General features: G+C 67.2%; 26 protein-coding genes. 13 read left to right on the top strand and 13 right to left on the bottom strand.

The window, feature by feature from the left end; genetic code table 11:
* Window positions 1-116 precede the first annotated feature (116 nt).
* Window positions 117-1,925 (bottom strand): translational GTPase TypA, encoded by a 1,809-nt coding sequence (typA, locus tag HMJ39_RS08725; RefSeq protein WP_161384290.1) that lies wholly within the window; start codon window positions 1,923-1,925, stop codon window positions 117-119.
* A gap of 398 nt (window positions 1,926-2,323) precedes the next feature.
* On the opposite strand from typA, the gene HMJ39_RS08720 reads away from it, so the two are divergent.
* From HMJ39_RS08720 to ntrC, 8 genes are all read left to right on the top strand, one after another.
* Entirely contained in the window at window positions 2,324-3,862 is a 1,539-nt protein-coding gene (locus HMJ39_RS08720; protein ID WP_194297001.1) for an inactive transglutaminase family protein, read from the top strand.
* Window positions 3,862-4,857, top strand: coding sequence for an alpha-L-glutamate ligase-like protein (locus HMJ39_RS08715; RefSeq protein ID WP_194297000.1), 996 nt, complete (start codon window positions 3,862-3,864; stop codon window positions 4,855-4,857). The genes HMJ39_RS08720 and HMJ39_RS08715 overlap by 1 nt, the downstream gene beginning before the upstream one ends.
* A gap of 81 nt (window positions 4,858-4,938) precedes the next feature.
* Window positions 4,939-6,042 (top strand): tRNA (5-methylaminomethyl-2-thiouridylate)-methyltransferase, encoded by a 1,104-nt coding sequence (locus HMJ39_RS08710; protein WP_194296999.1) that lies wholly within the window; start codon window positions 4,939-4,941, stop codon window positions 6,040-6,042.
* Window positions 6,043-6,045: 3 nt separating this feature from the next.
* Window positions 6,046-6,294: a sulfurtransferase TusA family protein gene (locus HMJ39_RS08705; RefSeq protein ID WP_161384286.1), complete on the top strand. Its 249-nt coding sequence runs from the start codon at window positions 6,046-6,048 to the stop codon at window positions 6,292-6,294.
* 225 nt (window positions 6,295-6,519) lie between these two features.
* Window positions 6,520-7,926, top strand: coding sequence for a glutamate--ammonia ligase (gene glnA, locus HMJ39_RS08700; protein ID WP_194296998.1), 1,407 nt, complete (start codon window positions 6,520-6,522; stop codon window positions 7,924-7,926).
* 290 nt (window positions 7,927-8,216) lie between these two features.
* Window positions 8,217-8,939 (top strand): DUF4124 domain-containing protein, encoded by a 723-nt coding sequence (locus tag HMJ39_RS08695; RefSeq protein ID WP_194296997.1) that lies wholly within the window; start codon window positions 8,217-8,219, stop codon window positions 8,937-8,939.
* A 139-nt stretch (window positions 8,940-9,078) separates the two neighbouring features.
* Window positions 9,079-10,179: a nitrogen regulation protein NR(II) gene (gene glnL / locus HMJ39_RS08690; RefSeq protein ID WP_407645804.1), complete on the top strand. Its 1,101-nt coding sequence runs from the start codon at window positions 9,079-9,081 to the stop codon at window positions 10,177-10,179.
* On the top strand, window positions 10,176-11,600 hold the full coding sequence (gene ntrC, locus HMJ39_RS08685) for a nitrogen regulation protein NR(I) (RefSeq protein ID WP_194296996.1): 1,425 nt from the start codon (window positions 10,176-10,178) through the stop codon (window positions 11,598-11,600). Before glnL ends, ntrC begins: the two co-directional genes overlap by 4 nt.
* A 34-nt stretch (window positions 11,601-11,634) precedes the next feature.
* Here ntrC and HMJ39_RS08680 read toward each other — a convergent pair whose 3' ends face one another.
* On the bottom strand, window positions 11,635-12,042 hold the full coding sequence (locus HMJ39_RS08680; protein WP_323370871.1) for a nuclear transport factor 2 family protein: 408 nt from the start codon (window positions 12,040-12,042) through the stop codon (window positions 11,635-11,637).
* A gap of 46 nt (window positions 12,043-12,088) precedes the next feature.
* Here HMJ39_RS08680 and pip point away from each other — a divergent pair, with 46 nt between their 5' ends.
* Window positions 12,089-13,063 carry a prolyl aminopeptidase gene (gene pip / locus HMJ39_RS08675; RefSeq protein WP_194296994.1) on the top strand — a complete coding sequence of 325 codons (975 nt, stop codon included), beginning with the start codon at window positions 12,089-12,091 and terminating at the stop codon, window positions 13,061-13,063.
* Here pip and HMJ39_RS08670 read toward each other — a convergent pair.
* On the bottom strand, window positions 12,963-13,529 hold the full coding sequence (locus HMJ39_RS08670; RefSeq protein WP_194296993.1) for a DUF3261 domain-containing protein: 567 nt from the start codon (window positions 13,527-13,529) through the stop codon (window positions 12,963-12,965). The genes pip and HMJ39_RS08670 overlap by 101 nt on opposite strands.
* A gap of 61 nt (window positions 13,530-13,590) precedes the next feature.
* On the opposite strand from HMJ39_RS08670, the gene dtd reads away from it, so the two are divergent.
* From dtd to HMJ39_RS08650, 4 genes are all read left to right on the top strand, one after another.
* Window positions 13,591-14,028, top strand: coding sequence for a D-aminoacyl-tRNA deacylase (gene dtd, locus HMJ39_RS08665; protein WP_194296992.1), 438 nt, complete (start codon window positions 13,591-13,593; stop codon window positions 14,026-14,028).
* A 147-nt stretch (window positions 14,029-14,175) separates the two neighbouring features.
* Window positions 14,176-14,655 carry a DUF3015 domain-containing protein gene (locus HMJ39_RS08660; RefSeq protein WP_161384278.1) on the top strand — a complete coding sequence of 160 codons (480 nt, stop codon included), beginning with the start codon at window positions 14,176-14,178 and terminating at the stop codon, window positions 14,653-14,655.
* 80 nt (window positions 14,656-14,735) lie between these two features.
* A complete protein-coding gene (locus HMJ39_RS08655) occupies window positions 14,736-16,550 on the top strand; it encodes an Lnb N-terminal periplasmic domain-containing protein (RefSeq protein WP_194296991.1) in 1,815 nt (604 codons plus the stop codon).
* Window positions 16,551-16,596: 46 nt separating this feature from the next.
* Window positions 16,597-17,598: an alpha/beta hydrolase gene (locus tag HMJ39_RS08650; RefSeq protein ID WP_228462242.1), complete on the top strand. Its 1,002-nt coding sequence runs from the start codon at window positions 16,597-16,599 to the stop codon at window positions 17,596-17,598.
* Between the two features lie 10 nt (window positions 17,599-17,608).
* Here HMJ39_RS08650 and tatC read toward each other — a convergent pair whose 3' ends face one another.
* From tatC to hslV, 10 genes are all read right to left on the bottom strand, one after another.
* Window positions 17,609-18,382, bottom strand: a complete 774-nt coding sequence (gene tatC / locus HMJ39_RS08645; protein WP_161384276.1) for a twin-arginine translocase subunit TatC — start codon at window positions 18,380-18,382, stop codon at window positions 17,609-17,611.
* Complete coding sequence (tatB, locus tag HMJ39_RS08640) at window positions 18,375-18,761, bottom strand: Sec-independent protein translocase protein TatB (protein ID WP_161384275.1); 387 nt, start codon at window positions 18,759-18,761, stop codon at window positions 18,375-18,377. Before tatB ends, tatC begins: the two co-directional genes overlap by 8 nt.
* A 33-nt stretch (window positions 18,762-18,794) precedes the next feature.
* Complete coding sequence (gene tatA / locus HMJ39_RS08635) at window positions 18,795-19,034, bottom strand: Sec-independent protein translocase subunit TatA (protein WP_161384274.1); 240 nt, start codon at window positions 19,032-19,034, stop codon at window positions 18,795-18,797.
* A gap of 2 nt (window positions 19,035-19,036) precedes the next feature.
* Window positions 19,037-19,375 (bottom strand): phosphoribosyl-ATP diphosphatase, encoded by a 339-nt coding sequence (locus HMJ39_RS08630; protein ID WP_161384273.1) that lies wholly within the window; start codon window positions 19,373-19,375, stop codon window positions 19,037-19,039.
* A gap of 83 nt (window positions 19,376-19,458) precedes the next feature.
* Window positions 19,459-21,075, bottom strand: coding sequence for an AarF/UbiB family protein (locus tag HMJ39_RS08625; protein WP_194296990.1), 1,617 nt, complete (start codon window positions 21,073-21,075; stop codon window positions 19,459-19,461).
* Window positions 21,075-21,704, bottom strand: coding sequence for a ubiquinone biosynthesis accessory factor UbiJ (locus HMJ39_RS08620; RefSeq protein ID WP_161384271.1), 630 nt, complete (start codon window positions 21,702-21,704; stop codon window positions 21,075-21,077). Before HMJ39_RS08620 ends, HMJ39_RS08625 begins: the two co-directional genes overlap by 1 nt.
* A complete protein-coding gene (ubiE, locus tag HMJ39_RS08615; RefSeq protein WP_161384270.1) occupies window positions 21,704-22,462 on the bottom strand; it encodes a bifunctional demethylmenaquinone methyltransferase/2-methoxy-6-polyprenyl-1,4-benzoquinol methylase UbiE in 759 nt (252 codons plus the stop codon). The genes HMJ39_RS08620 and ubiE overlap by 1 nt, the downstream gene beginning before the upstream one ends.
* Window positions 22,459-23,160: an FFLEELY motif protein gene (locus tag HMJ39_RS08610; RefSeq protein WP_161384269.1), complete on the bottom strand. Its 702-nt coding sequence runs from the start codon at window positions 23,158-23,160 to the stop codon at window positions 22,459-22,461. The genes ubiE and HMJ39_RS08610 overlap by 4 nt, the downstream gene beginning before the upstream one ends.
* A 131-nt stretch (window positions 23,161-23,291) precedes the next feature.
* The gene (gene hslU, locus HMJ39_RS08605; protein WP_161384268.1) at window positions 23,292-24,620 is read right to left on the bottom strand and encodes an ATP-dependent protease ATPase subunit HslU; all 1,329 of its coding nucleotides are present in this window, start codon (window positions 24,618-24,620) and stop codon (window positions 23,292-23,294) included.
* Window positions 24,620-25,159 (bottom strand): ATP-dependent protease subunit HslV, encoded by a 540-nt coding sequence (gene hslV, locus HMJ39_RS08600; protein ID WP_161384267.1) that lies wholly within the window; start codon window positions 25,157-25,159, stop codon window positions 24,620-24,622. The genes hslU and hslV overlap by 1 nt, the downstream gene beginning before the upstream one ends.
* Window positions 25,160-25,218: the final 59 nt, after the last annotated feature.

Genomic DNA, 25,218 nt, shown 5'->3' with positions numbered 1-25,218 from the left:
CTTTCCGGGACCCTGTTTGACAGGATGTCAAACCGGGAGCCCCCAGGGACGGGTTCACGGCGTTCCCGGAAAGGGGGCCACGCCAAGACGCGGCCCCGATGGAGAGGCCTTGCCTTCTAGCGACTGGCGCGCTTGCGCTCCGTCTCGGTGAGGAGCTTCTTGCGCAGGCGCAGGTGGTTGGGGGTCACTTCCACCAGCTCGTCGTCCTCGATGAAGTCCAGGGCCTGCTCCAGGCTGAAGCGCACCGGCGGGGTGAGAATCACGTTCTCGTCGGTGCCGGAGGCGCGCATGTTGGTGAGCTGCTTGCCCTTGGTGGGGTTCACCACCAGGTCGTTGCCCCGGCTGTGGATGCCGATGATCTGGCCTTCGTAGACCTCCACGTTGGGGTCGATCAGCATGCGGCCGCGCTCCTGCAGGTTGAACAGGGCGAACGCCAGCACCTTGCCCTTCACCATGGACACCAGCACGCCGTTGTTGCGCTGGGCCATGTCGCCGGGCTTGTAGTCGCCGTAGTGGCTGAAGGTGCTGTTGAGAATGCCGGTGCCGGAGGTGAGCGTCAGGAACAGGCTGCGGAAGCCGATCAGGCCGCGGCTGGGCACCACGAAGGTGAGGCGCACCCGGCCCTTGCCGTCCGGTTCCATATTGGTCATTTCGCCACGGCGCAGGCCCAGTTGCTCCATGATGGCGCCCTGGTGCTGCTCTTCCACGTCGGCCATGACGTTCTCGTAGGGTTCCTGCTTCTGGCCGTCTTCCTCGCGCACGATCACCTGCGGCCGGCCCACGGCCAGCTCGAAGCCCTCGCGGCGCATGTTCTCGATCAGCACCGACAGGTGCAGCTCGCCCCGGCCGGAGACGCGGAACTGGTCGGCGTTGCCGGTTTCTTCCACGCGCAGGGCCACGTTGTGCTTGAGCTCCGCTTCCAGGCGCTCGCGGATCTGGCGGCTGGTGACGTATTTGCCGTCCTGGCCGGCGAACGGCGAGGTGTTGACGTGGAACACCATGCTCACGGTGGGCTCGTCCACGGTGAGCGCCGGCAGCGCTTCCACGTTGTTCGGGTCGCACAGGGTGTCGGAGATGTCCAGCGGGTCCATGCCGGTGACACAGACGATGTCGCCGGCGCCGGCGTCGGTCACGTCCACCCGGTCCAGGCCGTGGTAGCCCATGATCTGCAGCACCCGGCCGTTACGCACCTGGCCTTCCCGGTCGATGATCTTGACCGTGGAGTTGGCCTTCACCTGGCCGCGCTTGATGCGGCCGATGCCGATCACGCCCAGGTAGCTGTTGTAGTCCAGGGAGGAAATCTGCATCTGGAAGGGGCCGTCCTGGTCCACCTGGGGCGCCGGCACGCGCTCCAGGATGGTGTCGAACAGGGCGGTCATGTCGTCGCCGAGCTGGTCCGGTTCCATGCCCGCCACGCCGTTCAGGGCGGAGGCGTAGACCACCGGGAAGTCGAGTTGCTCGTCGCTGGCGCCCAGGGTGTCGAACAGGTCGAACACCTGGTCGATGACCCAGTCCGGACGGGCGCCGGGACGGTCGATCTTGTTGACCACCACGATCGGCTTGAGGCCGGCGTTGAAGGCCTTCTGGGTCACGAAGCGGGTCTGCGGCATGGGGCCGTCCACCGCGTCCACCAGCAGCAGCACGGAGTCGACCATGGACATCACCCGCTCCACCTCGCCACCGAAGTCGGCGTGGCCGGGGGTGTCGACGATGTTGATGCGGTAGTCGCCGTACTTGAGGGCGGTGTTCTTGGAGAGGATGGTGATGCCCCGTTCCTTCTCCAGATCGTTGGAGTCCATCACCCGTTCCACGTCGCCGGCGCGGTCTCCCAGGGTGCCGGACTGTTGCAACAGCTTGTCCACCAGGGTGGTCTTGCCGTGGTCAACGTGGGCGATGATGGCGATATTGCGCAGGCGTTCAATCACAGATCGTGGCTCCGTAGAGAAAAATGTGCCTCCGGCGCTCAGCGGCGGTCGGCCGCGCGGCGGGGCCGGCGGCGGGGGGAGGCGATTGGATTCGGCGGCGCATTGTACAGTCCCTTGGCCGGACGAAGCCACTTATACGCCATAACGACGGATTTCGTGGCAGAATGTGCGCCATTCCGGGGCGCGGCCGGGGCCATGCACGCTTTTGCGGCCCGTCGGCGCCGGCCCGGATCGTACGGTGGCCGGGTTCCATGACGAATCCGTGACCGTGACCCGTTTACAAGAATTTTCGTCCGGAGCCGGATTCCGGCTTCGGAGGCGGTGACATCGTCGGTCGGTTAGCGGACCATGTGCGCGGTCGCGGCGCCCTCGCCGAAGGATTGGAATAAGGCTGAAAAATGCGTTCTGTGAAATTGCACGCCCGGTTGTTGGCCGTGGCTCTCCTGGTGCTGGGCGCGGGCAGCATCGCCTACCAGCTTCTGGTTCAGGATGTCCCGCTGACGGAAAGTGAAAGCGATCCGGTGTGGGTGGTGGATACTCAGCTGAGTTTCCAGGCCCGCCCCAACACCCCGATCAAGGCGCGCATGTTCGTGCCGCCGCTGAACAGCGGCTTCACCGCCCTCAACGAGAGCTTTATCTCGAACAACTACGGGGTGAACGTGAACCGGGAGAACGGCAACCGGCTGGTGACCTGGTCGGCGCGCCGTGGCGAGGGGCAGCAGAACCTCTATTACCGGTTGATGCTCACCTCGCGCTTCGCGGAGCCGGCGCTGCCGCCGGAAAACGGTCCCCAGTTCCGGCCCAGCCCGGAGCTCAAGGGCGCCGAGCGGGTCGCCGCCGACGCCCTGCTGGCGCCGATCCGGCAGCACTCCGCCGACGTGGAGACCTTCGTCAGCGAGACCATCAAGCGGGTCAACAGCGAGGACAGCGACAACGTGCGCCTGCTGCTGGGCGGCGACCACAGCCCGGAGAACCGGGCCCGGGTGGTGGATCTGCTGCTGGCGGTGGCGCACATTCCCGCCGAGCCGGTGCACACCCTGCAGCTCGCCGAGAGCAGCAGCCAGCAGCCGGAGCTGTGGCTGCGCACCTTCAACGGCCAGAACTGGCTGTATTTCAACCCGGCGGACGGCCGCCAGGGCCTGCCGGAGGACCGGCTGGTGTGGTGGAGCGGTGAGCAGCCGCTGCTGACCCTGGAAGGCGCCCGCGCCTCCAAGATCAGCTTCAGCGTGCACCGCAACGAGATGAGCGCCCTGCGGCTGGCCCAGTCCCTGCGTTCCCAGGACGCCAGCAGCTTCATCGACTACTCCCTCTACGAGCTGCCGGTGCCGTCCCAGCAGCTGTTCCGGGTGCTGATCATGATTCCGGTGGGCGTGCTGCTGGTGCTACTGATCCGCTCCCTGATCGGCATGGAGACCCTGGGGACCTTCACCCCGGTGTTGATCGCCCTGGCGTTCCGCGAGACCCAGGTGATCTGGGGCGTGCTGCTGTTCACCTTCATCACCGCCATCGGCCTGTCGGTGCGCGGCTATCTGGAACACCTGAAGTTGCAGTTGCTGGCGCGGCTGTCGGTGGTGCTCACCTTCGTGGTGATCATGATGGCGCTGATCAGCCTGCTCACTTACAAGCTGGGCCTGTCCACCGGCCTGTCCGTGGCCCTGTTCCCCATGGTGATCCTGACCATGGTGATCGAGCGGGTGTCCATCGTCTGGGAGGAGCGCGGCGGCACCCAGTCCCTGAAAGTGGCCATCGGCACCCTGGTGGCGGCGATCTTCTGCCACCTGCTGATGGTGTGGAAGCCGCTGGTGTACTTCGTGTTCACCTTCCCGGGCGTGCTGCTGATCCTGGCGGCGGTGATGGTGTTCATGGGCCATTACCGGGGTTACCGGGTGATGGAGCTGGTGCGCTTCCGGGCCATGACCGAGGAAGGAGACCGCTGATGTTCGGGATCGCCACCTGGAGGGCGCTGCGCCGGCGCGGCGTGATGGGCATCAACCAACGCAACGGCGACTATGTGCTGATGTACAACGATCGCCGGCTTTACCCGCTGGTGGACGACAAGATCCGCACCAAGAACATGGCCCTGGAGGCGGGCATCCAGGTGCCGGACATGTACGGCATCATCGATACCGAGCAGGGCATCAGCCAGCTCGAGCACATCGTCGAGACCCATGGCGACTTCGTGATCAAGCCGTCCCAGGGCGCCGGCGGCGATGGCATCCTGGTGATCTCCGACCGCTTCGAGGGCTACTACCGCAGCGCCTCGGGCCGCATGATCAGCCCCGAGGAGCTGGAGTTCCATATCTCCGGCATCATCTCCGGGCTCTATTCCCTGGGCGGCCACCGCGACCGCGCCCTGATCGAGTACCGGGTGCGCTCCACGGACCTGTTCGACCGCATCAGCATCGGCGGCGTGCCGGACGTGCGCATCATCGTGCTGCAGGGCTACCCGGTGGCCGCCATGCTGCGCCTGCCCACCCGCCAGTCCGACGGCAAGGCCAACCTGCACCAGGGCGCCATCGGGGTGGGCGTGGACATCGCCACCGGCGTCACCCTGAGCGGCACCTGGCACAACCTGAAAATCGACCGCCACCCGGACACCGCCCACCCGGTGGCCGGCGTCCAGGTGCCCGACTGGGACCAATGCCTGGCCCTGGCGGCGCGCTGCTACGACCTCACCGGCCTGGGTTATCTGGGCGTGGACCTGGTGATGGACAAGCACAAGGGCCCGCTGATGCTGGAGCTCAACGCCCGCCCCGGGCTGAACATCCAGATCGCCAACGACGACGGTCTGCTGCGCCGCTGCGGCCTGATCGAGGATCACCTGGAGGCGCGCGGCGACGACGCCGGCACCGAGGAAGCCGCCGCCCGGGTGGCTCTGTCCCGGCGCCTGTTCGCCGTGCCGGACCTGCCGGAAGCGCCCTCGCCGCCCTGAGGGCGTTCTCCGGTTCGTCAATCAAGCGCGATTTGCTATACTGCGCCGCCCGAATTTTGAGCAACGCGCTGAGCAAATCCTATGTCCGAGGCCGCAACCCCGATCTCCCACCCCGAATCGATCCAGCGTCGCGCCATCGCCCTGGTGTCCGGCGGGCTGGACTCCATGCTGGCGGTGAAGGCGATGCAGGAGCAGGGCATCCACGTGGAAGGGGTGAATTTCTTCACCGGTTTCTGCGTGGAGGGCCACACCCATGCCATCCGCAAGAAGGATCAGGACAAGAACAAGCGCAACAACGCCCTCTGGGTGGCCGAGAAGCTGGGTATCAAGCTGCACATCGTCGATATCTCCGAGGAGTACAAGGACGTGGTGCTGAACCCCAAGCACGGCTACGGGGCCAACCTGAACCCCTGCCTGGACTGCAAGATTTTCATGGTCAACCAGGCCACCCTGATGCTCAACAAGGCCCGCGAGCTGGCTGGCGAGAAGGGCTTCGACTTCATCGTCACCGGCGAGGTGGTGGGCCAGCGGCCGAAGAGCCAGCGCAAGGAAACCATGCCCATCATAAGCAGCGAGTCCGGCGCCGACGACCGCCTGCTGCGCCCGCTGAGCGCGCGCAACCTGCCGGAGACCCTTCCGGAGCGCGAGGGCTGGGTGGACCGTGAGCGGCTCTACGATTTCTCCGGGCGCAACCGCAAGCCGCAGATGGCCCTGGCCCGCAAGTTCGGCCTGGAGGAATACGCCCAGCCCGCCGGCGGCTGCTGCTTCCTCACCGACGAATCCTACTCCAACAAGCTGGCGGACCTGTGGCGGGCCCGTAACGAGCGCCGCTATGAGCTGGACGACATCATGCTGCTCAAGGTGGGCCGCCATATCCGCCCCGCCGAGCACCACAAGCTCATCATCAGCCGCGAGGAAGGCGAGAACCGCTTCCTGGAAGGCTACCGCTATCAGTTCACCAGCCTGACCACGGTCAGCTGCCCGGGCCCCCTGGCCCTGGTGGACGGCACCTTCGAGTCGGACGAGGAACTGCGCCGGGCGGCGGCCATCGTGGCGCGCTACTCCAAGGGGCGCGCCGACGACGAGGTGGTGCTGGAAGTGAAGGAACCCGGCGGCGTTGCCCGCGAGGTGGCGGTGCGGCCGGCCCTGCCCGATGAGATTCCCCTTTCCTGGCACGTGGGCTGAACCATGACCGAAAACGTTCATGAACTGGATGTGCGCCGGCAGCTGTGCCCCATTCCGGTGATCAAAACCCAGAACAAGGTCAATGAACTGGCGCAAGGGGCGGTCCTGCGGGTAACCTGCACGGACCCCGGCGCGCTCAACGATATCCCCGCCTGGTGCCGCATCAACGGCCATGAAGTGCTGGAAACCGAGCAGGATGACCGGGAGGTGGTGATCACCCTCCGGGTCGGCGAACCGTCGGTCGCACTGTAATGGTGCACGGCTCCGCTTGGGTGCACTCCCATGGTGCATCATGTTGGGGCAAAACCCATCCGGAGGGCGTCAAACCCCCGAGGGTGCGCCAAAAAAGGGCTGGCACAATAATTGCTCACCCTATAGGTGTGCAGGCCCCCGTGGCCGAGAACAACGGCTTTTCGCGTGCCGGTAGTGTGGCGGCGAGCAGCCAGAAACATACCCGTTCCAGGAGGACGCTCGATAATGTCTGAAAAGACGCTGAAACTGATCAAAGACAACGACGTGAAGTGGGTGGACCTGCGATTCACCGACAGCCGCGGCAAGGAGCAGCACGTCACTCTTCCCGTGGGCGAGATCGATGACGATTTCTTCCAGGACGGCAAGATGTTCGACGGTTCCTCCATCTCCGGCTGGAAGGGCATCAACGAATCCGACATGATCCTGATGCCGGAAGACGAGACCGCCGTCCTCGACCCCTTCACCGACGTGGCCACCCTGAATCTGCGCTGCAACATCGTCGAGCCCGCCACCATGCAGGGCTACGAGCGTGATCCGCGCTCCGTGGCGCTGCGCGCCGAGGAATACCTGAAGTCCACCGGCATCGCCGACACCGCCCTGTTCGGTCCGGAGCCGGAATTCTTCGTGTTCGATTCCGTGCAGTGGAAGTCCGACATGTCCGGCTCCATGTACAACATCTACTCCGAGGAAGCGGCCTGGGTATCCGCCGATGAGTTCGAGAAGAACAACATCGGCCACCGTCCGGGCGTGAAAGGCGGCTACTTCCCGGTACCCCCGGTGGACAGCCTGCACGACCTGCGCGGCGCCATGTGCGCGGCCATGGAGCAGATGGGCCTGGAAATCGAGGTTCACCACCACGAAGTGGGCACCGCCGGCCAGTGCGAGATCGGTGTGGGCGCCAACACCCTCACCAAGAAAGCCGACGAAGTACAGATCCTCAAGTACTGCGTGCACAACGTGGCCCACGCCTACGGCAAGACCGCCACCTTCATGCCCAAGCCGCTGATCGGTGACAACGGTTCCGGTATGCACGTGCACATGTCCCTGGCGAAGGACGGCAAGAACCTGTTCGCCGGCGACGAGTACGCCGGTCTGTCCGAGGAAGCGCTGTACTACATCGGCGGCGTGATCAAGCACGCCCGCGCGCTGAACGCCTTCACCAACGGTTCCACCAACTCCTACAAGCGTCTGGTGCCCGGCTTTGAAGCCCCGGTAATGCTGGCCTACTCCGCCCGTAACCGTTCCGCTTCCATCCGGATTCCGTGGGTGAGCAACCCGAAAGCGCGTCGCATCGAGACCCGCTTCCCGGATCCGTCCGCCAACCCGTACCTGTGCTTCGCCGCGCTGATGATGGCCGGCCTGGACGGCATCAAGAACAAGATCCACCCGGGCGACGCCATGGACAAGGATCTGTACGACCTGCCGGCCGAGGAAGCCAAGGACATCCCCACCGTGGCGCATACCCTGACCATGGCGCTGGATGCCCTGGAAGAGGATCAGGACTTCCTGACCCAGGGCGACGTGTTCACCAAGGACATGCTGGAAGGCTACATCGAGCTCAAGCGCGAGGAAATCGAGCGTCTGAACATGACCCCGCATCCGGTCGAGTTCGACATGTACTACAGCTGCTAAGGGTTCGCCCCGAGGCACGACGAAAAACCCCGCTCCGGCGGGGTTTTTTATGCGCGCTTGAAGCGCGGTTGGTGCCCACCGTCCCTGGCGGGCATCCTTTGGACCGTCGCTAGGCGACGTCAAAAACTGCTCCAGGCAGTTTTTTGTGCCCACCGTCCTTGGCGGGCATCCTTCGGACCGTCGCGACGCGACGTCAAAAACTGCTCCAGGCAGTTTTTTGTGGCGGGGGCCCTTTTTTCAGGGGTGGGCAGGCCGCAGAATCGGGGCATCGACTGATTCGGGGGAATGTCATGAAAGCTTGGCCGTTGCTGTTGATCTTGCCGCCGCTGGTGGCGCTGGCCCAGACCGACGGGGACGCGGCGTCCTCCGGCGGCATCTACCGCGTGGTGGATGAGAACGGCAACGTGGTGTTCACCGACAACCCGCCGGAAAACAGCGGCGCCGAGCCGGTGCGGGTGGGGCCCACCAACACCATGGACAGCCCGCGCCCGGAACGGCGGGAATTGCCGCCTCCACCCCCGGATGACGACCGCGCCCGGGGCGACCGGCCCGATGCCGGCGACCGGGGTGGCGAGCCGTTCGCCGGCTACCGCAGCCTGACCATCGTCAGCCCGGACAACCGGGTCCCGGTGCGCCTGCCCCAGGACAATCCGGTCACGGTGAGCGTGCAATCGGACCCGCCGCGGCTGCCCGGGCACCGCCTGGAGATCATCGACAACGGCGCGCCCCTGGACGGTGCCGTCCTGGATTTCCCCAACCCGGGCCCGCACACCCTGCGCGCGGTGATCAAGGACGAGCGCGGCCAGCCGCTGATCGCCTCCGACCCGATCACCGTGTACGTGCACCGAAGCAGTGCCGATGGCGCCGGCTCCGGCAGCGCCTTGCCGTCCGTGGGCGGCGCCTCGCAACGGGGTGGCGCCGCCGGGGCCGGCGGCACCGCCACCGGCGGCTCGCCGGCCCAGCGCGGCGGTGGCGGCGGCCTGGGTGCGCCGGCCTCGCGCAGCACACGCTGATCATTCGCACCAAAGTGGTGCGTTTCCCGCCTTATATTCTTACACTGCACCGAGACGATCCGCCGGGTCGCCCGTTTACGGGGCCTCCAGGGCCCCTGACGGATGGCCTGATAATTGCTTATGCCCTGTTATGGGCCGAATGATGAATTCAGACACGGTGCTGCAGAAACGATTGCTGGATCACCTCCGCACGGCGGTGATGTTGCTCGACGGCGACCTGCGCGTGCGCTACCTCAACGCGGCGGCGGAAATGCTGCTGTCCACCAGTGCCGCCCGGGTGCTGGGCCAGCCCCTGCCGGACTACTTCTTCGATGACGAGGAAGCCCGGTCCGCACTGAAACAGTGCATCGAGGAGGGGCACCCCTTCACCCGCCGGGAAGCCAAACTCAACGTGGCCCCGGGCCAGCAGGCGATGGTCGATTACAGCGTCAGCCCGATCCACGAGCCGGGGCAGGCCATGGCGCTGCTGGTGGAAATGCAGTCGCTGGACCGGCTGCTGCGCATCACCCGGGAGGAAGGGCTGATCCACGCCCACCAGGCTACCCGGGCCCTGGTGCGCGGCGTGGCCCACGAGATCAAGAACCCCCTGGGCGGCATCCGCGGCGCCGCCCAGTTGCTGGAGCGGGCGCTGCCGGACCCGGAGCTGGCGGAATACACCCGGGTGATCATCGACGAGGCGGACCGCCTGCGCTCGGTGGCGGACCGCATGCTCGGGCCGCGCAAGCCGCCGGCCTTCGCGCCGGTGAACGTGCACGAATGCCTGGAGCACGTGCGTCAGCTGCTGCTCGCCGAGTACCCGGAGGGCGTGGCCCTGGTGCGCGATTACGACGTCAGCCTGCCGGACGTCACCGCCGACCGGGATCAGCTGATCCAGGTGCTGCTCAATCTGATGCGCAACGCCATGCAGGCGCTGCTGGAGGCGGGCACCGAGAACGCCCGGGTGGTGATGCGCACCCGCGTGCTGCGCCAGTTCACCATCGGCGCCCAGCGCCACCGGCTGGTGCTGCGCGTGGACATCGAGGACAACGGTCCGGGCATTCCCAAGGACCTGCAGGAAACGATTTTCTATCCCATGGTCAGCGGCCGTGCCAATGGCTCCGGACTGGGTCTGTCCATCGCCCAGTCGATCATCAGTCAGCACCAGGGTCTGATTGAGTGCGAGAGCGAGCCGGGGCGAACCCTGTTCAGCCTGCTGCTGCCCATGGAACCGCTGGACACAACGGAGAGCAATGGATCATGACGGCTACCATCTGGGTGATCGACGATGACCGTTCCATTCGCTGGGTGCTCGAGAAAGCCCTCAGTCAGGAGGGGTACCAACTGGCCTGCTTTGAGGACGCCGACGAAGCCCTGAACCGCCTCGACGAGGGCGGTCCCGAGCCGGACGTGCTGATTTCCGACGTGCGCATGCCCGGCACCGACGGCCTGCGCATGCTCAAGATCCTGCAGCGCAACAACCCCAACCTGCCGGTCATCATCATGACCGCCCACTCGGATCTGGATTCGGCGGTGGCCTCCTACCAGGGCGGCGCCTTCGAGTACCTGCCCAAGCCGTTCGACGTGGACGAGGCGGTGGCGCTGGTCAAGCGCGCCATCAAGCACCGCCAGGAGGCGGAAGAGGAAGTGGCCGCGCCGGCCCAGGAAACGCCCACCGAGATCATCGGCGAGGCGCCGGCCATGCAGGAGGTGTTCCGCGCCATCGGCCGGCTCAGCCACTCCAACGTGACGGTGCTGATCAACGGCCAGTCCGGCACCGGTAAGGAACTGGTGGCGCGGGCTCTGCACAACCACTCCATGCGCCGGGAGAAGCCGTTCGTGGCCCTGAACATGGCGGCCATCCCCAAGGACCTGATCGAGTCGGAGCTGTTCGGCCATGAGAAGGGCGCCTTCACCGGCGCCAACAGCCAGCGGGTGGGGCGCTTCGAGCAGTCCAACGGCGGCACTCTGTTCCTGGACGAAATCGGCGACATGCCTCTGGAAGCCCAGACCCGGCTGCTGCGCGTGCTGCAGGAGAACGAGTTCTACCGGGTGGGCGGCACCACGCCGATCCACGTGGACGTGCGCATCATCGCCGCTACCCACCAGGATCTGGAGAAGCTGGTCCGTGACGGTGATTTCCGGGAGGACTTGTTCCACCGCCTGAACGTGATCCGCATCCACATTCCCAAGCTGGCGGAGCGCCGCGAGGACATCCCCCGCCTGGCCGGCTATTTCCTGCAGCACGCCGCCAACGAGCTGGGCGTGGAGCCCAAGGTGCTGCACAAGGACACGGAAAAATACCTGGCCGCCATGCCCTGGCCGGGCAACGTGCGGCAGCTGGAAAACACCTGCCGCTGGCTGACGGTGATGGCCTCCGGCCGGGAAGTGCTGGTGGATGATCTGCCGCCGGAGCTGCGCCAGAGCGCCAGCAAACCGGCGGAGGCCGGTGGCGACTGGCTCAAGTCCCTGCGTCACTGGGCGGACCGCGCCCTGGCGCGCGGTGACCGGAGCATTCTCGATCAGGCGGTGCCGGCCTTCGAGCGCACCATGATCGAGGTGGCTCTGCAGCACACCGGCGGGCGCAAGCGCGACGCCGCCGCGCTGCTGGGCTGGGGCCGCAACACCCTGACCCGCAAGATCAAGGAGCTGGACATGGAGGCGGAGTTCAGCGGCGACGATTAAGGCATCGCCGCTGAAGCGGAACGCCGCCCGGCCGCTATTGCCGCCACCCCCGGGTTTCCACCTCGGTCAGCAGCCAGTCGCCGCCGTCCCGGCGCCAGTGGCTGCTGACCTGGAAGCCGTCCGCGTCGTCCGGCAGGGCGGCGCGGCCACCCCACACCAGGGCATTGAAGCGCACGGCGGCGCGGTCCGCCGGTGTGGCCAGATCCACCCGCACGTTCATGAAGGTGACCTGGCGTTTCGGATAGCGCAGAAAGGCGCCCACCAGCCGGCGGCCCACCGCCTTGCGATCCAGGTCCCGGTACCGGAAGCCATCGTCGAGCCGGTCCAGGACGGTGTCCACGTCCCCGGCCTCCAGCGCCGTTTCCAGTTCCGCCACGGCGTCGCGCAGCGCCTGTTCCGGCGGCGGCCGGTCACAACCGGCCAGACTCAGTTGCAGCAGCACCAGCAAACAGTATGCTGGGAGCCGTCGCCCATGGCGGAAGCCTCTCATGTCGTTATTTCCCCCTGTTGAACCCTATCACCGTGAATACCTGGACGTGGGTCACGGCCATCGGCTGTATGTGGAGCAAAGCGGCAACCCGGACGGGCCGCCGGTGGTGGCGTTGCACGGCGGCCCCGGGGGCGGCAGTTCGCCGTTGCTGCGGCGGCTGTTCGACCCGCACCGCTTCCGCATCGTGGTCTACGACCAGCGCGGCGCCGGGCGCAGCCAGCCCTACGCCGGTACCGAGCATAACACCCTGCCGGACCTGGTGGCGGATCTGGAGCGCATCCGCGCCCATCTGGATGTTCCCCGCTGGGAAGTGGTGCTGGGCGGCTCCTGGGGCGTGACCCTGGCGCTGGCCTACGCCCTGGCGTACCCGGATTCAGTGGCCGGCCTGGTGCTGCGGGGCGTGTTCCTGTGCCGCCAGCAGGACATCGACTGGCTTTACACCGAGCATGGCGCCGCCCGTTTCTATCCGGATCACTGGCAGCGCCTGCTGGACGCTCTGCCGGAGGACGACGATGGCGACCTGCTGCATCGCTACCACCGTGCCCTGGAGGGGCCGGACGGCGAGCGGCTGGCCCGGGAATGGACCCTGTGGGAGGCGCGCCTGTCCAGCCTGACGCCGCCGGCGGAGCTGAACGTGGACCACAACGCCCTGGCCATGGCGCGGCTGGAAACCCACTACTTCGTGAACGGTGGCTTTCTGGAGCGGCCCCTGCTGCCCCGGCTCGGTGAACTGCAATGCCCGGTGGAAATCGTGCATGGCCGTTACGACATGGTGTGCCCGCCGGAGCAGGCCTGGCTGCTGCACCAGGCGTTGCCCAACAGCCGGCTTCACTGGGTGGCGGCCTCCGGGCACTCCACCATGGAGCCGGCCATCACCCAGGCGCTGGTGCGCTCGGTGAAGGCACTGAGCCGTCCACGGGCAGGAGCAGCATCAGGTAGTGGTAGCGGGCGTTATACACCGGGATCGGCTTAGCGCGCCGCTCTCCCTCCTGGAAAGAGACCCGCGCCTCCAGGGTCTGGCCGTCGTAGAGTCGCAGGGTGTCGCCGTCGCGCTGCAGGCGCCAGGGCGGCCGCAGGGGCGCTCGCAGGCGCGGCTCCGGCCACAGCGCCAATTGGATGTCGGCGATCAGGGCGTCGGCGGAGAGAGCCGCCGGCAGCGCCGGGGTGCGGCTGATCTCGGTGCGGCCGGGGCCGTGCTCGAAGGTCAGCACCGGCCGCTCCTCCGCGTCGGTGAGGACGATGCGCGAGCGCTCCGGGGTCAGGCTCAGGCGCACGCGGTAGTCGACCCGGCCGCCCTGGTCGAGGCGGATCGACAGGTCGCGCTGGAATTCCCGGAATTCACCGAACGGCGGCGCCAGCGAGCGTGGCGACGACGGCGGCGTCAGCCAGGCCTGGCAGCCGGCCAGTAACAGCAAAAGAAGCGGGGCGAATTTCTTCATGGCCGGTTGATTACACCACAGTGCCGGGCTTCGCTACAGAGACGGGATGATCGGGAGCACCATGAAAGTACTGCTACAGAGGGTCACCACCGCGCGGGTGGAGGTGGCGGGCGAAACGGTGGGCGCCATCGACGCGGGGCTGCTGGCGCTGGTGGGCGTGGAGCGCCATGACGACGACGCCATGGTGGCGCGCATGGCCGAACGGGTCGCCGGTTACCGCATGTTCAGCGATGACCGGGGCCGCATGAACCGGGATGTGCGCGAACACGGCGGCGCCGTGCTGCTGGTGTCCCAGTTCACCCTGGCGGCGGACACCCGCAAGGGCCGGCGCCCGAGTTTTTCCGGCGCCGCCGCGCCCGCCGACGGCGAGCGCCTTTACCGGGCCCTGGCCGAGGCCCTGCGCGGTACCGGGCTCACCGTGGCCACCGGTCGCTTCGGCGCGGATATGCAAGTGACTCTGACCAACGACGGCCCGGTGACCTTTATGTTGGAGATGTGAACGAAGTCCGCTTGCTTTTTGTAAACGAATAAATTCTGCGCCAACGCTATATTGCAACCCCATGACCCTCCTTTATGATGAATTCCAGCTCCCGGGGGAATCCGCATGGGAGCCTATGGACAATCTATCGATAACAGGAGAGATCCCATGAAAAAAGTTTTTCTGGCAGCGGCTTTGCTTGGTGCTTCAGTTTCCGCGCAGGCAACGGCGCCCGGTGGTCCCGGTTGCGGCTGGGGCAACCTGATTTTCGAAGGCAAATCCGGTATGCCGGTGCACCTGCTCGCCACCATCGTCAACGGTACTTCCGGTAACGCCACCTTCGGCATGACCAGTGGCACCAACGGCTGTGACACCAGCGGCGCGCTGACCTACTCCGGCGAGAGCCTGCTGTCCATGAACGGCGTGCTCGAGGAAGTGGCCCAGGACATGGCCACCGGCGACGGTGAAGCCCTGACCGCCCTGTCCGTTTCCATCGGCGTGGAAGGCACCGACCGCGCGCACTTCAACAGCGTCATGCACGACAACTTCGCCGCCATCTTCCCCCGTCAGGACGTGAGCGCCGCGGAAGTCATGCAGAACATCACCACGGTGATGCAGCAAGACCAGAAACTGGCCAAGTACGTATAAGGCCGGTTGACCCGGGCCCGCCCCCGACGGTTCGTTGAGGGCGGGCTTTTTGTGTCCGTCTTTCTTTCCCGGGATCATCCATGCGCTTCGCACTCCCGTGCGTGATTCTGCTCTATTGTCTGGGGGCCCAGGCCGCCGATCTTGAAACGCTCGCCGATCAGCCGCGCTGGCGGGCCTTGTTGCACATCAATCCCGGCGCCACCCTGCGCGATCGCCAGCGCAGCTACGTGGACGACGACGATTTCTTCCTGGCCGAGGACGGCGCCGACCACCCGCTCGCCGAACTGCGCGCCACCCGCCGCGCCCTGGCGCCGGCGCGGGCCGCCGAGCGCTGCCGTTTCCCGGCCCGCTACCGGTTTCTCGCCGAGCACCTGGGCTGGAACGATCCGGCGCCCTTCGCGCACTGCGCGGACTACCAGGAATGGCGCGCCGCCGTGCACGCCAAACGCGCCGTGCTGGTGTTCCCGGCCTCCTACCTGAACAGCCCCTCGTCCATGTTCGGCCATACCCTGATGCGCCTTGATCAGGGCGACGACGGCGCGGTGTGGTTGTCCTGGGCAATCAACTTCGGTGCCGTCACCACCGAGGACGATAACTCCCTGTTCTACATTTACCGGGGCCTGGCCGGCGGTTACCCGGGGCGCTTCAACCTGGTGCCCTATGTCCAGAAGATCCAGCAGTACTCCAACATGGAGAGCCGGGATATCTGGGAGTACACCCTGGATCTGGACCAGAGCGAGATCGACTGGATGATCGATCACCTCTGGGAGCTCAAGGACATCAACTTCGACTATTACTTCTTCGACGAGAATTGCTCGTTCCGGCTGCTGGAGCTGGTGGAGGTGGCGCGCCCCGGCAGCGGCCTGCTCGACGACCTGCGCTTCGCCGAGCTGCCGGTGAACACGGTGCGCGCCCTGGACCAGGAAGGCCTGGTCACCGAGCGCCATTACCGGCCCTCCAAGGAGCAGGAACTGCAGGCGCTCAGCGATCGCCTGGACGCCGGCGAGCGGGCCCTGGCCCGGCGTCTGGCGGACGACCCGGCGGTAGCGGAGAGCGCCGCCTTCCAGGCCTACCCGGAGCCGCGACGGGCGCTGATGGCGCGGGCCGCCTACCGCTACGTGCGGTTCGTGAACCGCAAGGCGGCGCGCACCGAGGACGTGGCCGGGCGCTCCTTCGCGTTGCTGTCCCTGGTCAATCGCCTGCCGCCGGTGCCGGAGCCGGCGCCGGCCCCCAAGGCGCCGCCGGAGCAGGGCCACGGTTCGCAGATGCTGGCCGCCGCCGGTGGCCAGCGTGGCGCCGACGATTTCGGTGAACTCACCTACCGGCTCACCTACCACGATCTGCTGGATAACCGCCGCGGCTTCCTGGCCGGCGCCCAGATCCAGGGGCTGGGCGTCACCCTGCGTAGCACCGAATCCCAGGCCGTGGACCTGGAAGCCCTGGACCTGGTGAGCATCCGCTCCCTGGCGCCGCGCAATGAATTCTCCAAGCCGCTGAGCTGGTACGTGGAAGGTGGCCTGGAGCGGGCCTGGGCCGGCCGTCGCCGGCTGGCGCGCTACGTTCAGGGTGGCGCCGGCGGCAGCTGGCGGCTCGGCAACGCCCAGCCTTATCTGCTGGCCAGCGCGCGGGCCGAGAACAACAGTGACTTCGCGCCCCTGATCACCACCGGTGGCGGCGCCGAGGCGGGAATCCTGTATCATGCCGGGCGCTGGCAATGGCAGCTCAGCAGCGCCGGCCACTACTTCACCAACGACGTCTACCGGCACCGCTCCACCCTGGCGGTCCAGTACGCCCTGGCCCGGCAGCACGGTTTGCGCGCCGAGGTGGAACGGGAAGGCTGGCGCGGCGACGGCGACACCGAATTCAAGCTGCAGTGGCGCTGGTATTTCGACTGAATGCCGCCGCCGGACCGTGGCGGCGAGCAGGTAAACGGGGACATCATTGAAAGCACTTGGATTGATTCTCAGCGGCGTGTTGCTGGCGGCTCTGACCGGCTGCAGCGGGCTGTTCTTCTATCCCGCCAAGCCCTGGGCCCAGAACCCGGCCCGCCAGGGGCTGGCCTACGAGGACGTGGTGCTGATCCACCCCGACGGCCTGCGCCTGCACGGCTGGTGGCTGCCGGCGCGGGGCTACAGCCGGGGCACGGTGTACTTCCTGCACGGCAACGCGGAGAACATCAGCACCCACCTGATGAACGTGCACTGGCTGCCGGAGCGCGGCTACAACGTCTTCCTGCTGGATTATCGCGGCTACGGCCTGTCCGAGGGCGACCCGGATCTGCCCGGGGCGCTGGCGGACGTGCAGCTGGGGCTGGACTGGCTGGAGGCCTCCGGCCGGCTGGCGGACAAGCCCCTGGTGCTGTTCGGGCAGAGCCTGGGCGGCGCCCTGGGCACCGGCGCGCTGGCCCGGGAGAGCAACGACGGCCGGGTGGATTGCGTGATGCTGGAGGCCAGCTTCGCCAGTTACCGGGGCATCGCCAACGACGTGATGAAGCGCAGCTGGCTGCTGTGGCCGCTGCGCTGGATGGTGTTGCCCACCCTGCCGGAACGCGCCCGTGATCCGGAGCGGCACATCGCCGGGCTGGCGCCGCGCCCGTTGCTGGTGATGCACAGCAAGGAAGATCCGGTGATTCCGTTCGCCCAGGGCGAGCGTTTGTTCGCCGCCGCCGAACAGCCCAAGACCTTCCAGGCACTCAAGGGCGGCCACGCCCAGGGTACCCGGGACCCGGCGGTGCGCGACCGCATGCTGGATTTCCTGGCGAAGAACGGTTGCGCGGCGCCGCCGCCGCGGGCGGACGCCCCGGCGCGGGAGCGGCCGGACGGCGAGGCCGAGAGCGCCGGGCAACGCCGGGGTGGCGTGCTGGAGCGGCGGGACCGGGCCACCGGCGCCGCCGAGGAGGCCGGCGAGCCCCGCGTCCCTCCGGTGGACGCCTACCGCTTCTGAGCCGGGCGGCTCAGTCCTGGTCCCCGGCGTCCTCCTGCTCCTGACGCTCCACCTGCTGGCGGCGCACCAGGCGGCCGAAGATCAGGCCGATTTCGAACAATAGCCACATGGGCACCGCCAGCAGAGTCTGGCTGACGATGTCCGGCGGCGTCAGCAGCATGCCGATCACGAAGCAGCCCACGACCACATAGGCGCGGGAGGCGGACAGCTTCTCCACCGTGGTGATGCCGGTGGCCACCAGCAGCACGATGGCGATGGGCAGCTCGAAGGCCACCCCGAAGGCCAGGAACAGGGCCAGCACGAAATCCAGATAGCTGCTGATGTCCGTGGTCACGGCTACCCCTTCCGGCGCCACCGTGGTGAAGAACTGGAACATCAGCGGGAACACCACGAAGTAGGCGAAGGCGGCGCCGGCGTAGAACAGCAGCACGCTGCTGGCCAGCAGCGGCACCGCCAGGCGCTTCTCGTGCTTGTACAGCCCCGGAGCAACGAATGCCCAGGCCTGGTGCAGAATGAACGGCATCGCCGCGAAAATGCTCAGATACAGGGTCAGCTTGAACGGTGCCAGAAAGGGCGAGGCGACGCCGGTGGCGATCATCTGCGTGCCCACCGGCATGGCGTCCATCAGCGGGCGCGCCACCAGGGTGTAGAGCTCGCGGGAAAAGTAGAACAGGCAGAGAAACACCACCAGCACGGCGATCACCGCCTTGAGCAGGCGGTCGCGCAATTCCAGCAGGTGGGAGATCAGGGTTTGCGGGGCGTCGTCCCCGTATTCCTCACTCATCGGCTTTCTTCTCGGACTCCGGGGCGTCGTGGCGGGGCGGGGTGTCGGCGGCGTCGCCGGGCGCGTCGGTATCGTGCTCCAGGGTCTGGGGACGGCGGCGGGCGCGGGCGATGTCCTGCTCGGAGAGCAGGTTGTCGCGGGCCTCGCGGATGCTGTCCTCGTCCAGGCCCATCTCGCGCATCTGCTTTTCCATGCGCTCGCGCATGTCCTGGTTGAGCGCCTCGCGCTCCAGTTCGCCGCGCAGGTGGTTGAAGGTGGAGCGCGCCCGGCCCATCCAGTAGCCCACCGTGCGGGCCGCCTTGGGCAGGCGTTCCGGGCCCAGCACCACCAGGCCGATGACGAAGATCAGCGTCAGTTCGGAAAAGCCGATATCAAACATGGGCCGGGGCTCTCCCTGTCAAACCTGGCCGGGTCAAGCCTGGTCCTTGTGCTTTTCCCGCTCCTGCCGGGTGGCGTCCTTGTCCTGGTCCTGGTCGTCGTCGGCCAGGCGCTTCTGGTCCTGCTCCTGCTCGCCGTCCTTCACCGAGTCCTTGAAGCCTTTCACGGCGCCGCCCAGGTCGCTGCCGATATTGCGCAGTTTCTTGGTGCCGAACAACAGCACCACGATGGCCAGGATGATGATCAATTGCCAGATACTGATACCGGAAAACATGGTTACTCTCCTCGCGCCTTCCGCGCGGCTTTTTCGTCGTGGCCGGACAGGCCGAAACGCTGTTCCAGCCTGGCCAGGACCTGGTCGGGACCGAGCCCCAGATGGGCCAGCATGACCATGGAATGGAACCACAGATCGGCGGTTTCGCCGATCAGGGCCTCCGGGTCGCCGCCGGCTTCGGTGTCGCGGGCGGCGAGCAGGGTTTCCACCGCTTCCTCGCCCACCTTCTCGAGAATCTTGTTGAGCCCCTTGCCGTACAGACTGGCCACGTAGGACGAATCCGGGTCGGCGCCCTTGCGGGACTCCAGGACCTCATGAAGCTGGTTGAGGATGTCGGACATGCGAGCGGTTTCTCGACGGTTCGGGTTCCAAGGATCGTGCCAGTTTAGCACCGGCGCCGACTATACCCCAGCAATGTGAACGCTCAGCGGCGCCAGGCCCAGATCAGCAGCACGGCGCCGGCCACGGCCAGGGCCGGGGCGCTTGTGCCGCCGGCGAACAGGGCGTCGCCGGCGGCCAGGCCTACCAGCGCCAGGCCGCCCAGGCCGCCCAGCAGGGTGTGGCGGTGGCGGCGCAGGCCGTCCTCGAAGCGCTGCGCGGTTTCGCGCTGCTGCTGGGGCTGGTGGCGCAGGTTCTCCAGGGCGTCACGCAGCAGATCCGGCATCTCCGGCAGCTGGGCGGTCCACTCCGGCAGCCGGTTGCGCAGTTTGCGGGCGGTGGCGGTGGGGCCGTACTCCTCCATCATCCAGCGCTCCAGCAGCGGCCGTCCGGTGGTCCAGATGTCCAGCTGCGGGTAGATGCTGCGGCCCAGGCCCTCGATGTGCACCAGGGTCTTCATCAGCAGGATGTACTGCACCGGCGCCTCGATGTGGTAGTCCCGGGCCAGATCGAACAGCTTGAGGATCAGCGGCGCGAACTCCAGGGATTCCAGGGAGGCGCCGCGCACCGGCTCGATCAGCTCGGTGACCGCCTGCTCGAAGCGGTGCCGGTCCACCGGGCCACGGGCCCAGCCGGCGCGGATCACCAGGTCCACCAGGGCCGGGTAGTCCTCGCGCATCACTGCCAGCACCATGCGGCCGAGCACGTTCAGGTCCTGCTTGGACAGGCGTCCGGCGATGGCGCAGTCCACCGCCATGTACTGGGGCGATTCCGGGTGCTCCGGATTGACGAAGATGTTGCCCGGGTGCATGTCGGCGTGGAAGAAGTTGTGCCGGAACACCTGGGTGAAGAAGATCTCCACGCCGCGCTCCGCCAGCTGGCGCGGGTTGATGCCAGCGGCGCGGATGCGCTCGATGTCGTTCACCGGAATGCCGTGGATGCGTTCGGACACCATCACCCGGCGCGAGGACAGTTCCAGGTGCACGGCGGGGATGTGCAGCAGCGGGCTGAACAGGAAATGCCGGCGCATGGTTTCGCTGTTGCGGGCCTCGCGCTCCAGGTCCAGCTCGGCGCGGATCACGTGCTGGTAGTCGCGCACCACCCGCACCGGGTGGAAGAAGCGGGCGTCCGCCCACAGGCGCTCCAGAACCCGGGCTCCGAAATCCATCACCTTCAGGTCCCGTTCCACCCGTTCCTCGATGCCCGGGCGCAGCACCTTGACCACCACCTCGCCGCCGTCGGGCAGGGTGGCCGGGTGCACCTGGGCCACCGAGGCGGCGGCCAGGGGCACGTCGTCGAAGTCGGCGAACACCTGGTCCAGGGGGCGGGGCAGGGCGGCCTCCACCAGGGCGCGGGCGTCGGCGCCTTGAAAGGGGGTGACGTCGTCCTGCAGCCGGGCCAGGGCCTCGGTCCACTCCGGCGGCAGCATGTCCCGGCGGGTGGCCATGAGCTGGCCGAACTTGATGAAGATCGGGCCCAGCCGTTCCAGGGCCAGGCGCACACGGTCGCCCTCGCTGAGACCGCCGGTGCCCAGCCAGCTGGCAGGCATCAGATACTGGAAAAACAGCAGCAGGGGCCGTGCCGGGTGGCGCGGCAACAGGGAAAACAGACGATAGCGGCAGGCCACGTGGACCACCACGAAGAGACGGGCGACGGGGGGCATCAGCGGCCTGGACTCCGGTTTTTCAGGTGTTGCACGCGGGCTTGCAGACGGTCCACGTCGCCGCGCAGTTCGTCCACGTCCTGGTAGAACTCGTACAGATCCCGGCGCAGGGCCAGCAGGCCGGCTTCGCTGCCCAGGTAGTCGCCGACCTGGTCGCCGAGCCGGTTCAGGGTGTCGCGGGCCCAGCCGAACAGGCGGCGCGCGCCCAGATCCACCTGCTGGGCCAGTTCGCCGCCGATCAGCGGCTCCAGCAGGGCGCCCCAGTCCAGGCGCAGATCGGTGGCCAGCTCGCGCAGATCCTGCAGCAGCTCGCGGTTGCCTTCCACGCGCACCGGGCCGCCGATTACGCCGGGCTGGCGGCGCCAGTCCAGGACCAGGGCGGCCAGATCCACCGGGTTGCCGGTGACGGTGACGTCCGGGTCCGCCTCGCTGCGCAGGTATAGCTCCACGCCGTCTTCCACGATCAGCGCGTACAGGGCGGTGCTGGGCAGGGTGAGGCGCACCGCCAGCAGCCGTCCGGCGTGACGGTTGAGCCGGGCGGCGCTGGCCGGGTCGCCGCGCAGGGCGGCGTTGATGGCCCGTTCGGCGGTGGCCGTGGCGGTGGTGGAGAGCAGACCCGGTTCGCGCATCAGACCTTGAAACCCCGGTGCAGGGCGACGATGCCGCCGAGCATGTTGAAGTATTCGGCGCGGGCGTAGCCGGCCTGGTCCATCATGCCCTTGAGGGTGTCCTGGTCCGGGTGCATGCGGATCGATTCCGCCAGGTAGCGGTAGCTTTCCGAGTCGTTGACCACCAGCTTGCCCAGGCGCGGCCAGACCGCGAAGGAATACAGGTCGTAGAGCTTGGACAGCGGCTTGTGCACCGGGTGCGAGAATTCCAGGATCAGCAGGCGGCCGCCGGGCTTGAGCACGCGCAGCATGGAGCGCAGGGCGGCGTCCTTGTCGGTGATGTTGCGCAGGCCGAAGGCGATGGTCACGCAGTCGAAGCTGTTGTCGGCGAACGGCAGGCACTCGCCGTTGACCTGGGCGACCCGGGTATTGTGGCCGCAGCCGGCGTCGAACAGACGGTCGCGGCCCACCGACAGCATGGCGTCGTTGATGTCCGCCAGCACCACCTCACCGGTGTCGCCCACCAGCCGCGAGAATTTGATCGCCAGGTCGCCGGTGCCGCCGGCCAGGTCCAGCACCCGCTGGCCGGGGCGCACGCCGGCCAGTTCGATGGTCATGCGCTTGAGCACCCGGTGGCTGCCCATGGAGATCAGGTCGTTCATGACATCGTACTTGGCGGCCACCGACCGGAACACGCCGGCCACCTTTTGCTGTTTTTCCTGCCACGGCACCTGCTGGTAGCCGAAGTGGGTCACCTTGTCGTCGTTGGTATCGGTCATCGGGCGTCCTTGAAGGGAGCGGGGTGATCGGCCAGGACCCGGTCCAGGATGACGGCCTCGCGTTCCGCCACCCGTTCCAGCAGCCGGCCCACGCTGGGCACGGGCTTCATCACCCGGAAACTGCGGTCCATGAAATCATACAGGTTCGTGAAGCCCGCCGCATGGGCCGGGCGGCGCACCAGCCGGAAGGTGGTCTGGATGGCGCGGGAGCGCACATAGCGGTCGACGTGATGGCCGAGTCCGGCCACCAGGGCCAGCTGCCGGCGGCGCCAGGCTTCCTCGCCGGCGTCGCGGTAGGCGGCGGTGTAGTCGGCCAGCTCCGGGGTGGCGTCCAGGCGGTTATCCAGCTCATGGACAAGGGCCTCGTCCAGCTCCTGGGTGAGGATGGCCGCCTCCAGGGCGCTGGCGGAGGTGACCATGACCCGGTCCGGGAGCAGGCGCATGGCCTTGGGCAGGGCGCGGCGGATTTCCCGGGCCACCGGCGGCAAATCGCGGCCGCCGTAGACGTCGTCGAGCAGGAACTGGATGCCCGGTCGCAGGCGCGGGTCGTCGAACAGGTCCCGGTGGGTGGCGAGGAAGCGCTCGCGCTGAAAGGCGCGCAGACGGGCCAGACGGGCCAGGAAGACGGCGTCGTCGCCGTGCTGACGCAGCTGGAAAAAGCGTTCGAGGCAGTCTTGCAGGTGTTCGCCGGCGTTCATGGGGTCCCTCCGGCGAGGGATGATAGCAAGCGGCCCGGCGGGCCGCGATACAGGATTCAGGATACAGGCTGAAGGGCATGGCCCGCCCCTGCATCCTTCATCCTGTACCTTGTATCGCGCCCAGGGGGGGCTTACAGGATGTAGCGGCTCAGATCCTCGTCGGCGGCCAGTTCGCCCAGGTAGCGGTCCACCGCCTGGGCATCGATCACCAGCGGCTTCTCGTGGTACTGGGTGGCCAGGTCGTCGGCGTCGTAGCTGATTTCCTCGAGCAGCTTTTCCAGCACCGTGTGCAGGCGGCGCGCGCCGATGTTCTCGGTGCGCTCGTTGACCTGCCAGGCCACTTCGGCGACACGCCGGATGCAGTCCTCGGTGAGTTCCAGCTTGAGGCCCTCGGTGGCCAGCAGCGCCCGGTACTGTTCCGCCAGGGAGCATTTCGGCTCGGTGAGAATGCGCTCGAAGTCCTCCGGGGTGAGGGCGTCCAGTTCCACGCGGATCGGCAGCCGGCCCTGCAGCTCCGGAATCAGGTCGCTGGGTTTGGACAGGTGGAAGGCGCCGGAGGCGATGAACAGGATGTGGTCGGTGTGCACCATGCCGTACTTGGTGCTCACCGTGGAGCCCTCGATCAGAGGCAGCAGGTCGCGCTGCACGCCTTCCCGGGACACGTCGGTGCCGCCGGACTCGGCGCGCTTGGCCACCTTGTCGATCTCGTCGATGAAGACGATGCCGTGGTTCTCCACCAGGTCCACCGCCGCCACCTTGAGCTCGTCCTCGTTGACGAAGCGGGCCGCTTCCTCGTCGCGCAGAATGCGCAGGGCGTCGCGCACCTTGAGTTTCTGGGACTGCTTGCGGCCGCTGTTGCCCATGCGCGAGAACATCTGCTGCAGCTGGCTGGTCATTTCCTCCATGCCCGGCGGCGCCATGATCTCCACGCCCTGGGGCGAGCTGCTCACTTCCACCTCGATTTCCTTATCGTCCAGTTCGCCTTCGCGGAGTTTCTTGCGGAACACCTGGCGGGTGCTGGAATCGGCGGGCTGTTCACCGCGGGCGGCGGGCAGCAGGGCGTCGAGCACCCGTTCCTCGGCGGCGTCCTCGGCCTTGTCCCGGTTGCGCGCCATTTCCTTTTCGCGCAGCAGTTTCACCGCCACTTCCACCAGGTCGCGGATGATCGATTCCACGTCCCGGCCCACGTAGCCCACCTCGGTGAACTTGGTGGCCTCGATCTTCAGAAAGGGGGCGTCCGCCAGCTTGGCCAGGCGCCGGGCGATCTCGGTCTTGCCCACGCCGGTGGGGCCGATCATGAGAATGTTCTTGGGCGCCACCTCGGCGCGCATTTCCTCGGGCAATTGCATGCGCCGCCAGCGGTTGCGCAGGGCCAGGGCCACGGCCTTCTTGGCCTCTTCCTGGCCGACGATGTGCCGGTTGAGTTCGCTGACGATCTCGCGGGGAGTCAGGGAAGCCACTATTCAAGCTCCTCGAAGGTGTGATTCTGGTTGGTGTAGATGCAGATGTCGCCGGCGATTTTCAGGCTCTGGCCGACGATTTCCCGGGCCGACAGCTCGGTGTTGCGCAGCAGCGCGGACGCCGCCGCCTGGGCGAAGGGGCCGCCGGAGCCGATGGCGATCAGGCCGCCTTCCTCCGGTTCCACCACATCGCCGTTGCCGGTGATGATCAGGGAGTTGTCCTTGTCGGCCACCGCCAGCAGGGCTTCCAGGCGGCGCAGGGCGCGGTCGGTGCGCCAGTCCTTGGCCAGTTCCACGGCGGCGCGTACCAGGTGCCCCTGGTGTTTCTCCAGCTGGCCCTCGAAGCGCTCGAACAGGGTGAAGGCGTCGGCGGTGCCGCCGGCGAACCCGGCGATCACCTTGCCGTGATACAGGCGCCGTACCTTGCGGGCATTGCCCTTCATGACGGTGTTGCCCAGGCTCACCTGGCCGTCGCCGCCGATCACGACGTTGTTGCCGCGCCGGACGGAAACGATGGTGGTGCCGTGATATTGCTCCACGGAAGTCTCCTTATCCTGATTTGCCAAGGATGTGCGGGCCCGGGCGCCGCTTTTCAAGC

The organism is Alloalcanivorax profundimaris (assembly GCF_015265435.1).
Lineage (GTDB): Bacteria > Pseudomonadota > Gammaproteobacteria > Pseudomonadales > Alcanivoracaceae > Alloalcanivorax > Alloalcanivorax profundimaris.
The sequence above is the reverse complement of the archived record's forward strand: the minus strand, read 5'-3'. Positions and strand labels throughout refer to the sequence as shown.

Coding starts and splice junctions, on each gene's coding strand:
- HMJ39_RS08720 (WP_194297001.1), top strand. CDS start 2,324: ATGCGTTCTGTGAAATTGCACGCCCGGTTGTTGGCCGTGGCTCTCCTG.
- HMJ39_RS08715 (WP_194297000.1), top strand. CDS start 3,862: ATGTTCGGGATCGCCACCTGGAGGGCGCTGCGCCGGCGCGGCGTGATG.
- HMJ39_RS08710 (WP_194296999.1), top strand. CDS start 4,939: ATGTCCGAGGCCGCAACCCCGATCTCCCACCCCGAATCGATCCAGCGT.
- HMJ39_RS08705 (WP_161384286.1), top strand. CDS start 6,046: ATGACCGAAAACGTTCATGAACTGGATGTGCGCCGGCAGCTGTGCCCC.
- glnA (WP_194296998.1), top strand. CDS start 6,520: ATGTCTGAAAAGACGCTGAAACTGATCAAAGACAACGACGTGAAGTGG.
- HMJ39_RS08695 (WP_194296997.1), top strand. CDS start 8,217: ATGAAAGCTTGGCCGTTGCTGTTGATCTTGCCGCCGCTGGTGGCGCTG.
- glnL (WP_407645804.1), top strand. CDS start 9,079: ATGATGAATTCAGACACGGTGCTGCAGAAACGATTGCTGGATCACCTC.
- ntrC (WP_194296996.1), top strand. CDS start 10,176: ATGACGGCTACCATCTGGGTGATCGACGATGACCGTTCCATTCGCTGG.
- pip (WP_194296994.1), top strand. CDS start 12,089: ATGTCGTTATTTCCCCCTGTTGAACCCTATCACCGTGAATACCTGGAC.
- HMJ39_RS08670 (WP_194296993.1), bottom strand. CDS start 13,529: ATGAAGAAATTCGCCCCGCTTCTTTTGCTGTTACTGGCCGGCTGCCAG.
- dtd (WP_194296992.1), top strand. CDS start 13,591: ATGAAAGTACTGCTACAGAGGGTCACCACCGCGCGGGTGGAGGTGGCG.
- HMJ39_RS08660 (WP_161384278.1), top strand. CDS start 14,176: ATGAAAAAAGTTTTTCTGGCAGCGGCTTTGCTTGGTGCTTCAGTTTCC.
- HMJ39_RS08655 (WP_194296991.1), top strand. CDS start 14,736: ATGCGCTTCGCACTCCCGTGCGTGATTCTGCTCTATTGTCTGGGGGCC.
- tatC (WP_161384276.1), bottom strand. CDS start 18,382: ATGAGTGAGGAATACGGGGACGACGCCCCGCAAACCCTGATCTCCCAC.
- tatB (WP_161384275.1), bottom strand. CDS start 18,761: ATGTTTGATATCGGCTTTTCCGAACTGACGCTGATCTTCGTCATCGGC.
- tatA (WP_161384274.1), bottom strand. CDS start 19,034: ATGTTTTCCGGTATCAGTATCTGGCAATTGATCATCATCCTGGCCATC.
- HMJ39_RS08630 (WP_161384273.1), bottom strand. CDS start 19,375: ATGTCCGACATCCTCAACCAGCTTCATGAGGTCCTGGAGTCCCGCAAG.
- HMJ39_RS08625 (WP_194296990.1), bottom strand. CDS start 21,075: ATGCCCCCCGTCGCCCGTCTCTTCGTGGTGGTCCACGTGGCCTGCCGC.
- HMJ39_RS08620 (WP_161384271.1), bottom strand. CDS start 21,704: ATGCGCGAACCGGGTCTGCTCTCCACCACCGCCACGGCCACCGCCGAA.
- ubiE (WP_161384270.1), bottom strand. CDS start 22,462: ATGACCGATACCAACGACGACAAGGTGACCCACTTCGGCTACCAGCAG.
- HMJ39_RS08610 (WP_161384269.1), bottom strand. CDS start 23,160: ATGAACGCCGGCGAACACCTGCAAGACTGCCTCGAACGCTTTTTCCAG.